Source organism: Neobacillus drentensis, from assembly GCF_036965425.1.
Classification (GTDB): Bacteria; Bacillota; Bacilli; order Bacillales; family Cytobacillaceae; genus Neobacillus; species Neobacillus drentensis_F.
In genome coordinates this window covers 1-10,474 of sequence record NZ_JBALPP010000107.1, presented here as the reverse complement: position 1 = coordinate 10,474, position 10,474 = coordinate 1, and the positions used below count along the sequence as shown (strand labels likewise).

At 35.8% G+C, this 10,474-nt stretch carries 11 protein-coding genes; 9 read left to right on the top strand and 2 right to left on the bottom strand.

Annotated elements, in window-relative coordinates; translation table 11 throughout:
- Window positions 1-186: 186 nt before the first annotated feature.
- The 9 genes from V7161_RS23095 (at window position 187) to V7161_RS23055 (ending at window position 7,031) form a co-directional block, all read left to right on the top strand.
- The gene (locus tag V7161_RS23095; RefSeq protein WP_263297661.1) at window positions 187-321 is read left to right on the top strand and encodes a hypothetical protein; all 135 of its coding nucleotides are present in this window, start codon (window positions 187-189) and stop codon (window positions 319-321) included.
- A 90-nt stretch (window positions 322-411) separates the two neighbouring features.
- Window positions 412-696, top strand: coding sequence for an HNH endonuclease (locus tag V7161_RS23090; protein WP_335715187.1), 285 nt, complete (start codon window positions 412-414; stop codon window positions 694-696).
- A gap of 123 nt (window positions 697-819) precedes the next feature.
- On the top strand, window positions 820-1,779 hold the full coding sequence (locus tag V7161_RS23085) for a DUF4822 domain-containing protein (RefSeq protein ID WP_335715186.1): 960 nt from the start codon (window positions 820-822) through the stop codon (window positions 1,777-1,779).
- 103 nt (window positions 1,780-1,882) lie between these two features.
- Complete coding sequence (locus tag V7161_RS23080; protein ID WP_335715185.1) at window positions 1,883-3,340, top strand: sensor histidine kinase; 1,458 nt, start codon at window positions 1,883-1,885, stop codon at window positions 3,338-3,340.
- Window positions 3,341-3,344: 4 nt separating this feature from the next.
- On the top strand, window positions 3,345-4,043 hold the full coding sequence (locus tag V7161_RS23075; protein WP_335715184.1) for a response regulator transcription factor: 699 nt from the start codon (window positions 3,345-3,347) through the stop codon (window positions 4,041-4,043).
- A gap of 43 nt (window positions 4,044-4,086) precedes the next feature.
- Entirely contained in the window at window positions 4,087-4,497 is a 411-nt protein-coding gene (locus V7161_RS23070) for a nucleoside deaminase (protein WP_335715183.1), read from the top strand.
- 9 nt (window positions 4,498-4,506) lie between these two features.
- Window positions 4,507-5,220, top strand: coding sequence for an ankyrin repeat domain-containing protein (locus V7161_RS23065; RefSeq protein ID WP_335715182.1), 714 nt, complete (start codon window positions 4,507-4,509; stop codon window positions 5,218-5,220).
- Window positions 5,221-5,481: 261 nt separating this feature from the next.
- Entirely contained in the window at window positions 5,482-6,516 is a 1,035-nt protein-coding gene (locus tag V7161_RS23060; protein WP_335715181.1) for a DUF3231 family protein, read from the top strand.
- Between the two features lie 62 nt (window positions 6,517-6,578).
- Window positions 6,579-7,031, top strand: a complete 453-nt coding sequence (locus tag V7161_RS23055) for a hypothetical protein (protein ID WP_335715180.1) — start codon at window positions 6,579-6,581, stop codon at window positions 7,029-7,031.
- Window positions 7,032-7,399: 368 nt separating this feature from the next.
- On the opposite strand, the gene V7161_RS23050 is transcribed toward V7161_RS23055, so the two are convergent.
- Both V7161_RS23050 and V7161_RS23045 read right to left on the bottom strand, forming a co-directional pair.
- Entirely contained in the window at window positions 7,400-8,551 is a 1,152-nt protein-coding gene (locus V7161_RS23050; RefSeq protein WP_335715179.1) for a S8 family serine peptidase, read from the bottom strand.
- Between the two features lie 406 nt (window positions 8,552-8,957).
- Window positions 8,958-10,474 (bottom strand): helix-turn-helix domain-containing protein (locus V7161_RS23045; protein ID WP_335715178.1); only part of this gene is annotated, 1,517 nt, incomplete at its 5' end.

Sequence of the window (10,474 nt, the reverse complement as noted above, 5' to 3'; positions counted from 1 at the left end):
GGTCGATAAGAACGGTTCATAAAGCCCGCCAGAACAAAAAAGAGGAGTCACGGTCGATAAAAGCGATTCATAAAGCCCGTAAGCACGAAAAAATAGAGGCGACGGTATTTTGTAATAGAGTATATTTTTCAAACGTAATCAGACAATAAAATGATGGAGACATACTAGTCTTGAAAGGAGATTATTATGGAAAAAAATATAAAAACACCGCAAAACTTAAGTTATGAATCAGATGGAAAAATGGGTAAGGCCAACAATAATGTAAAAGCTGACGAAAAAGATCAGAGAGAATTTTTTAATACCACCCAAGACAGTGAATAGTAAAGGAAAAACCTACTTACATTCGGGTAAGTAGGTTTTTCCTTTAACTGCAACTGGTCTTAAAGATTATTTTTGAAAGTAGGTAGTCAGGTGGGGACATGTGAGTTATGCGGGCGAAGTGAGGTTGAAATTACAATTCACCATCTCCTTCCTAAAGAAATGGGAGGAACTTTTGGGGACACTGCCAATCTGTGTATACCATGTCATAAACAACTTCATGCACTATATACAAATGAGGAAATTGCTGCCCGTTTGTCAACCCTAAAGGAACTTCGCGAAGATAATCAACTAAACCGCTTCGTTAAATGGATTCGAAAGCAGCCTCCAACAAAGTTAATGAAAATAAAAAAATCAAATCAGCGAAAACGGAAATAAACAACGATTTAAGGTTTAAAACTTAAAAGTTAAGACTTTGTTAATATTTCTTATATAGGGAGTTAAGTTCTGTCAGGTACAATCAATTTAAGTCGACGAAGTCATAATTAGGAGATGAAAAAAATGATCAATAAAGCAAAATTAATCTCATCTTTACTCGGGGTGACAATAGCAATAGCAGCTATTAGTACAAGTACGCCAGTGAACGCAAGTGAGCAAAAGAAAGAGATAACAGCAGTACAAAAGCAATCAGAACATAAACTGACTAAAGGTCAGAAAATGGCTAACATTCTAAGCAGTACAGAATGGCAAGGTACAAGAGTATACGACAAAAATGGGAATGACCTAACAAAAGAGAATGCAAACTTCATTGGTCTTGGGAAATATGACGCGAAATCAGGAAGATATGAATTTTTTGATGCTAAAACAGGTGAAAGCCGAGGCGATAAAGGAACGTTCTTTATCACTAATGATGGGAAGAAAAGAATATTAATTTCGGAATCAATGAATTATCAAGCGGTTGTCGACATGATAAAACTAAATAAAGATGTTTTCACTTATAAAAGAATGGGGAAAGATGGCGATGGTCACGATGTAGAGGTATTCGTTGAACATGTTCCCTATAAAGAAAAAGATTTATCTTTTACTGATCCAGACAAGCAGTTGAACACTAGTACAGGATATATTGTTAAAAACGTTGATGGAGATAAAATTTTAGGCAGCACCCTTTGGCACGGAACAAAGGTTTTAGATGAAAAAGGCAATGATGTAACAATGTATAATTCAAATTTTATAAGTCTGGCAAAATTTGATGCCAAGACGAATAAATATGAGTTTTTCAATGCTGAAACAGGCGAAAGCCGCGGTGATTATGGCTACTTTGATGTTGTCCACGGAAATAAAATAAGAGCCCATGTTTCAATTGGAGATAGGAAGTATGGTGCCGCTCTTGAACTTACAGAGCTTAATCAAAAGAAATTTACCTATAAAAGAACGGGTAAAGACAAAGATGGTAAGGACATTACGATATTCGTGGAACATGAGCCATATCATGGTAATCTAAAACCAAAATTTGGTTTTTAAGGAACAATGGAAATTGAAACAAGGTTGTCTACAAACAGGTGGCAGCCTTGTTCCCTTTTCGGTAAACTTATAAAAACTGTACCTCGGATCAGGAGGCACGCTTATGTCCATTCGGTGGAGATTATTAATTTCACATACAACAATGCTAATTGTAACACTAGTACTATTCATCATAAGTGCTATGTTAATACCAGTCGCGATTACAGGTGATGTCCGCAGTATTAAAGATTTGTATACACGCCAATATGCGCTTAAGCCTTTAACAAAACCAGAGGAAAATGTATTCCTGGATGTTAAATATTTAGCAAAAAAACAACCCAATCAATTGTTAAATGAAACCTTGCTTAATCAATATGATCAAAAGTTGGATCCAGTTGCTTCTGGATTAATCATCCGCAAAGGAGAAAAAATTGTCCATTCCTCAAAGATATTAAATTCTATAAAGGACGTAAAAAAGCTCCCTTCATTTGAACCAGAAAATATTAAAGTAAGAGACACCATCAGTATCAATCATCAATTTTTTTTATATGTTAAATTCGATTTCTATTTTCCAGATCAGGAAAAAGGCAGTGTTGTCATCATGAGGGAAGTAAGCCCTTTTGTTGAACTGTCCAGAAGTTTATTTCCATTAATATTCGGATTATTATTTCTGTCCTTAATTCTTGTAAATGGACTATTAAGTTATTTCGTATCAAAGAGTATTATTAAGCCGTTATTTTCTTTGAAAAAGGCAACAGAACAAATGGGAGAAGGTAATTTAAATGTAAAGATTGATAATAAAAGGCAGGATGAAATTGGCCAGCTGAGCGATGCATTTGACAAAATGAGGATTAAACTCAAAGAATCCATTGACCTGCAACTTCAATATGAGGAAAGCAGAAAGGAATTAATTTCAAATATCTCTCATGATTTAAAAACCCCGATAACCTCTATTAAAGGCTATATTGAAGGTATTCAGGATGGCGTTGCTGTGTCACAGGGAAAATTGGAGAAATACCTTTCTACCATTAAACGAAAAGCGGCAGATATGGATCAATTAATTGATGATTTATTTCTTTTTTCAAAGCTTGATTTAAAAAAACTTCCGTTTGCCTTTGTGGATATTGATATTTTCCGTTATATAAAAAACTTTGTTGAGGAAATAAATTTTGATTTAGAGGAAAAAGGGATTAAGATTACTGTAGAAAATCGGATGGATAATTCTGCGATAGTAATTGCTGACCGTGATCAATTAAGGAGGGTAATGACCAATATCATTGATAACTCCGTAAAGCATATGAAAAAACCAGAAAAAATCATAAACATTCTAATAAATGATGAGGAAGATTTTGTTGAAATTGAGGTCCATGATAATGGCTCTGGAATCGAGCCTAAATCTCTGCCATATATTTTTGAGCGTTTTTATCGTGTGGACGCATCAAGAAATCAATCTACCGGTGGAAGTGGACTAGGTCTGGCCATTTCAAAGCAGATTATCACTGAGCATGGCGGCGATATTTGGGTGAAAAGTCAATTTGGAGCAGGGACGAGTATCCTCTTTACATTAAACAAGGCGAAATAGAGTGGTGAATACATTGAAAAAAGTTTTAATCGTAGAAGATGATCTTGATATTGGAGAACTGCAACAGGATTACCTTGAGATTAATGGTTATGATGTTGAATTACAAACCTCTGGCAAAGAGGGATTAAAACGCGCACTAAATAAAGATTATGACTTATTAATCATCGATGTCATGCTGCCAGAGGTAGATGGTTTCGAGATCTGTAAACAAGTTAGAGCTGTAAAGAATATCCCCATCTTATTTGTCTCAGCTAGAAAGGAAGATATTGATAAAATAAGAGGTTTGGGTCTTGGAGCCGATGATTATATTATTAAGCCGTTCAGTCCAGGTGAGCTTGTTGCTAGGGTGAAGGCCCATTTGGCCCGCTATGAGCGGTTACTAGGGAGTACTGATACAACCAAAAAGGAAATAAGCATCCGAGGGCTAGTCATTGATGAAATGGCTCGAAAGGTTTATGTGAACAATCAGAAGGTAGCTTTAACTGCGAAAGAATTTGATCTATTACTTTATTTAGCACAGCATCCAAATCGTGTCTTTAGCAAAGAAGATCTTTTCGAAACCATTTGGGGCCTCGATTCCTCCGGGGATATTACCACCATCACAGTACACATAAGAAAAATCCGCGGCAAAATTGAGAAAGACCCCTCTAATCCTCAATATATCGAAACAGTTTGGGGCGCAGGCTATATGATATCGGTTTAATATAATCAGAAATAAACTAAATAATTGATAGGAGTGGGTTTCAATGAGTAATAAAAAATGGATGGAATATGCCATCAATCTGGCAAAAAATAATGCGGAAAAAGGCGGAAAACCTTTTGGGGCGGTTATTGTAAAAGATGGAGCAATTATTGCTGAAGGAGTTAATGATGTCCTGGCAACACACGATCCAACCACACATGCCGAACTACAGGCCATCAGTAGAGCTTCACGTTCATTAGAGACAGAAGACTTATCAGAATGTGAATTGTATGCAAGCGGTGAACCGTGTCCAATGTGTTTAAGTGCTATTTACCTTGCAAATATGAATAAGATTTATTTCGCCAATCCGATGGAAGGAAATCCTCTTGCGTTACAAGCTAAAAAAATCTATGAACAAGTTGGACTATCAAACGAAAAAAGAACAAATAAACTAATCCAACTATCAATTGATTAATGAAATGGTTTGTTTATGAAACGTAAATCACTTTCTTTTTGTATTATGTTCCTTATTTTGGCAGGTTGTCAAAATCCCAAAATAGTTGAAAAGTCAAGTGAAGTTCCGATTGAAAAGGGGGTAAATATGAAGGATCAATTTTTTAAAGCAGTAGAAAACGGAAAAATAGACGAGATTAATAGTTTTTTAAATAAGGGAGTAAATATAAATAGCCAAGATAGTATGGGAAGGACAGCGGTCATGATTGCTGCCTATGCTAATGATATAGAGACAGCCAAAGCCTTAATTGAAAAGGGTGCGGATGTTAATATTCAGGATCATATGAAGAATAATCCCTTCCTTTATGCTGGTGCAGAAGGTTATATTGGGATTTTAAAACTTACTATTGAGGCGGGGGCCAATCCAAAACTTTTAAACCGGTATGGTGGAACAGCCCTCATTCCAGCTTCCGAACATGGATATGTAGATGTGGTAAAAGAACTGCTAGAAAAAACAGAAATAGATGTCAATCATATTAACAACTTAGGCTGGACAGCCTTAATGGAGGCTATTGTTCTAAATGATGGAGGAAAGAAACAGCAGGAAACCATCAAGCTGTTATTAGACCACGGGGCAGATTTAAACATACCCGATTCCGAGGGAGTAACACCTCTTCAACATGCGAGGGAAAGAAACTTTGCAGAAATTGAGAAGATTCTCCTTCAAGCAGGTGCAAAAAGGTAGAACGATCTAATAAGCAAATTGGCGGTAAACTGGCTTGCTGTTTGAAAGATAAAACTATTTCGGACCAAAACAGAAAACCCTTGCAGTGCAAGGGTTTTTGTACGTCACCGTGAGGATTCGAACCTCTGACCTACGGTCTTTTTTGGTTTTCTGGGTGCTGCAGACGGAATTTTGCCGTGAAAGGAGCAATTAGAGTTTTAAGCAGAATAGATTTTGAATGGAGGAAAACACTAATTAAAACATTATAAGGGAGATTTTCTTATGGACAGGCTTAAACCTATTAATATTCATTCAGCAAAATCGGATCTAAGTGAAGAACTCACAGCAGCAGAAATGGGGAAACTGTGGGCCACCTATATGGGAAATAGCATGTCAAAATGTATTTTAAAGTATTTTCTTCAACATGTGGAAGACCCAGATATTAAAACTTTGTTAGAAAATGCATTAAAATTAAGTACGGAGTTCCTAAAAACAACAGAAGGGATTTTCGAGAAAGATAATTTTCCTATTCCGAAAGGTTTTTCAGAGGAAGAAGATCTTAATGCTGGAGCTCCTCGTTTGTTTCAAGATGAATACTACGTACATTACTTAAAATATGCTGCCAAGGCAGGGATGAGTATTTATAACGTTGCTGTACCGCTTGTTTATAGAAAGGATGTAGAAGAGTTTTTTATTAATTGTATGGAGTCTACCATGGCTTTGATGAAACAAATCAAAGATATATTAATGGGTAAAGGGCTTATTATCAAACCGCCTATTATTCCAGTCCCCGATAGAGTAGATTTTGTTCACAAAGATTTTTTAACTGGTTTTTTAGGAGATGTGCGACCATTACACGCATTAGAAATTACTCATCTTTATGATAATATCGAAAATAATACAACAAGCAAAGCACTCATTATGGCATTTAGCCAAGTCGTTAAATCAGAAAAGATTCAAGATTTGTTTATACGAGGGAAAGATTTTACTCATAAACACATTGAAATATACATGGGAAAACTCCATGATAACGATTTGCCCGCACCATCTCTTCATGATCATTTGGTAACAAAATCAACATTTGCCCCATTTTCAGATAAATTAATGTTGTTTCATAAGATGGACATGTTCGCCATGAAGATTAGGGCATTTGGAAATTCTGAGGCAGTAAATGGAAGACATGATATAGCACTCATGTACTCAAAGTCATTAGGGAACATTACAAAATTTGTTGAAGATGCTGCAAAGCTTATGGTTGAAAACGGCTGGTTGGAGCAGCCGCCCTATGCGGTTGAGCGAAATAAGTTATCAAGGTGATGTGTCCCCACAATAAAGCATTTGTATTCCAAAAAATTCCACAGGAAAAAGGTTAGACAGATGTGAATTCAAAAGAAAAATTGTTATGGAGTGTTGCTCTCCCTGGATTTGGTCAATTACTTAATGGAAATTACCTTAAAGGGATTATCTTTATTGCATTAGAATTTGTTATTAATGTTCAATCTCATTTTAATGATTTAATCTTACATAGTTTTAATGGTGAAATTGTGAGAGCCATTGACCATACTGAATATAAATGGCTTATGTTTTATCCTTGTGTTTACTTTTTTGCAATGTGGGACGCTTATAAAGATGCTGGTGGAGGCAAGGAACCCTATTCTTATTTGCCGTTTGTTTTTTTCGCCTATTTTGTGACTGTGGGCCTTATGTATTCTGCTAGAGTGAAGTTATTTGGAGTTTTGTTGGGAACAGTTTGGTTTCCAATGTTATGCGTGATTCCAGGAGTTTTAATGGGGATGCTCTTAAAAGGAATATTTAAGAGGGCTAAACTTTAGATTGAGCAGTTTGAGGTCCCGCAACGAAAACTTTTTAGCAGATTTATTTATCCTTATATATAGCCGCCTATAAATAATTTTAGGCGCTATTTTTTATCCAAAGATAGCTTGTGGAAGTTTCCCGCAATCAAATTAGAAATGGTGTGTAGTTCGTCCGTAAATTTTTTCTGCTTTTTATCACAGAAAGAAAAACGACTCAAAAGAGCCGTCATTCAACGACCTTTTGAGTCAACCTTGATTCTTATTTGTTTCTTTGGAAAAATCAATTTTTTCATAATTAAGTAATGCATGAAGCTCTTTTATTAAAAAGAAATACATGGATTATTGTTAGTTTTAGCCCATGCAACCGTTTAGATGATCCGTGAAATTTACGGCCCATTTTTGACCGCTTTAAATGCATTGATTCGTCCAAACTTATATAAAGTGCCTTGCCCTGGGATTGGGTCTGTATTCGATTCTATTATTCGCCTTACATTTACTTTAGATTTTGGATTAATGGCCAAGATTAGACCGGCCAGTCCGCTTACAAACGAAGATGCCTGGGATGTTCCGCTAAGAGGTCCTGTATCCTTACTTCCCATAGGATTAGAATGTGTAGGAAGTGTCGACCAAATAGAAACACCTGGTGCTGCAACATCCACCCATGACACTCCAAAGTTGGAAAAGCCTGCAATTTGATCGTTTTCATCGGTTGCAGCCACACTAATTACTTCAGGAAAAGCTGCTGGATAGTGTTTCTGACTTGTTCCATAGTTTCCTGCAGATGAAATCAACAATACTCCTTTTTTTGCAGCATATCGCACAGCACGGTGTAACGTTTCATTTGCTTCTGGAGAGGCAAGGCTCATGTTTATAACTTTTGCTCCATGATTTGCAGCAAAGATAATTCCTTTCGCAGTGCGACTAATGGTACCTTGTCCATTATCATCCAATACTTTCACGTTCATCAATTTAACCGCATTAAAGGTAACAGCATCCACACCTATTCTATTATTCGTAATTGCATCAATAATGCCAGCGATATGAGTGCCATGTCCGTACAAGTCATCCTTTGTAGAGGAATTCGAGAAGTTTTTATTCAGCACCACTTTTTGTGACAAGTCAGGGTGATGCTTATTTATTCCTGAATCTAGAACCGCTACAACAACCGGTTTTAACTCCCGATTATGTGAAAGATTGGGATTGAGGACTTCAGAAGGAATGTTATTCCAGGATTGCGGAGCCTGAATTTTTAAATGTCCCCATTGCAGAAGAGAAGGAGAGTGGTTGTGGGAATATCCATCAGGCTTGCTGGTTGCTTTCGCGATCCAGTTGCGTTCTACATATTCCACTTCATTACAAGCGGAATAACGACACAAACTTGCAGTCAATTGTTCGGGTTTAACAGTGACAACATCGACATTCAACTCTGTAATATGGTCAATCAACGTCGCTCCAATTTCTTGATGGATTTGAAGGCGTTTCAAACTAGAAACATGGGCACGGAAGCAAATGAGGAGTTTATCTGGGGAAAATTCCATAAAATGCGATTCACCTTACCTTAAGTTGATTGGTTCTATAATATATTCGGGGCAGAAGATTAAGGACAAGGCAAAATGGCAGTATAGAATAAAAAAAGACTAGTTATCCATCCGTCATGATGAAGCGGTAGTTAAAAAATAACAAAAAAACGCTGAATTAACGTCTTACTTTAACCAAAATAAATCAATGGTTAAAAGTGTTAATTCAGCGTTTTCGCGTTTTATACGTCCCAAAGAGGATTCGAACGTACGACATTCAGTTTAGGAAACTAAACTATATTTAATCGTTATGTCAACGTATTGTCATGACGGGATTGAGGCACATTTTTGACCGGCAGGCCTTGATAAAATCAGGGTTTCAGACTATATTTTGGAAGGCTGCATATATTGCGGGCCTGTCTTGCTGTTAATTGCTAAGCGAGACTATTGAATTTCTTAAGTAACATGCAAGCTGAAGTTTTAAAATGTCTTCTGGGTTAGAAAAGGAAATTTGAAGCTTTTCTTCGATCCTTTTTAGCCTTTGATATAAGGTATTAACATGGATATGCAAAAGTTTAGCTGTTTGTGTAGCTTGACGGTCGTTTTCCATATAGACAAGCAGGGTTTGTTCTAAATCTAACGTACCATCTTTATCAGATTGTAGCGGATTAAAAATTTCATTAATAAAAGAGTTCAGTTCATCCATAGGTTGGTGAATAAATAGATGATTAATGCCAATATCTTGATAATTTACGATGCTTTTTAGCTGCCTCGAGATAAGAAAAGAAAGGGCTTTATCTGCTTCGGAGTAACTTTTTGCTATATTATCCATACTTGGGTAGCAAGTACCAATCCCTATTTTTAGCGATTCTTCATGAGCATTCATCCAATTAAAATGAATAAGCGCTACTTTCTTTTTTACATAATCCTGATCAGCATAGTGATTAAATTGGCATACCACCGTCACTTTATGTCCATAACCAAAAACGATTGAAACATATATTCCTAAATGTTTTTTTATTTGGGCAATTAGTTTATGCATTTGCATATTAAGAAAGTGAAAGTCCGCATGAGGATGTATATGAATTGCGATTGCCAAATAATAGGGATGATCATCAATTCTAAGCTCAATGGCCTTCTTTCGTATCAGATTATATTCTCGGCACTGAATAAAATCATTAAATAAATCATACGTTTTTTGATAATATGAATCTACTAATGTTTGATTTCTAATAATCTCTAATGCAATCACGGAACTTGCCTGTTCAATAATCATTTTGTTTAAAGGAAAAAGTTCATCCTCCTCCATATCCACTGCCATTATTCCAATCGGTACATCTATCGCAATAATAGGGTGAATATACAATGAATGATTATTTAAAGACTCAGTAAAAAAAGATTGAGTTTTTAATTTTGTATTTATCTCTAGAGGAAGTTCCCATTTCAGTTGGGTTGGACTTGAGTATTGTTGATGATCTGTTAAGTCTACGATCATTAATGGATGGTTTATCATCTTTTTTATTTCATTTGCGATTTTTTGTAAACCCTTATTTTGAAGCGAAAGTCTTATTAACGTATTGTGTATGGTATCTCGTTGAATTAAAAGATCATTTTGTTTTTTTAGATTTTGGTAAAGTTTCGAATTTCTTACTACAATCGAGACCTGATCAGAAAAGCTTTCTAACAGTTGTTGATCATCTTTCGTTAAAAGGGTATTAGGACCATTTTGATAGACAATCAATACACATAAAGTACTCTCCTCAACCTTTATTGGAACTGAAATAATGGATTTTAAATCGTCAAATTGGACAGAATTATACAGATAAAAAAGATTATCTGCTGAAATGTTAGAGGATTCTGAGATAATATCATCTATATTTGTAAGAATAAAAGATTTATTATCTTTAAATGTTTTCCCAATAATTCCCTCCCCAACCTTCATCC

Excerpts from the sequence above, each read along its gene's own strand:
- V7161_RS23095 (WP_263297661.1), top strand. The coding sequence starts at position 187 with ATGGAAAAAAATATAAAAACACCGCAAAACTTAAGTTATGAATCAGAT.
- V7161_RS23085 (WP_335715186.1), top strand. The coding sequence starts at position 820 with ATGATCAATAAAGCAAAATTAATCTCATCTTTACTCGGGGTGACAATA.
- V7161_RS23080 (WP_335715185.1), top strand. The coding sequence starts at position 1,883 with ATGTCCATTCGGTGGAGATTATTAATTTCACATACAACAATGCTAATT.
- V7161_RS23070 (WP_335715183.1), top strand. The coding sequence starts at position 4,087 with ATGAGTAATAAAAAATGGATGGAATATGCCATCAATCTGGCAAAAAAT.
- V7161_RS23060 (WP_335715181.1), top strand. The coding sequence starts at position 5,482 with ATGGACAGGCTTAAACCTATTAATATTCATTCAGCAAAATCGGATCTA.
- V7161_RS23050 (WP_335715179.1), bottom strand. The coding sequence starts at position 8,551 with ATGGAATTTTCCCCAGATAAACTCCTCATTTGCTTCCGTGCCCATGTT.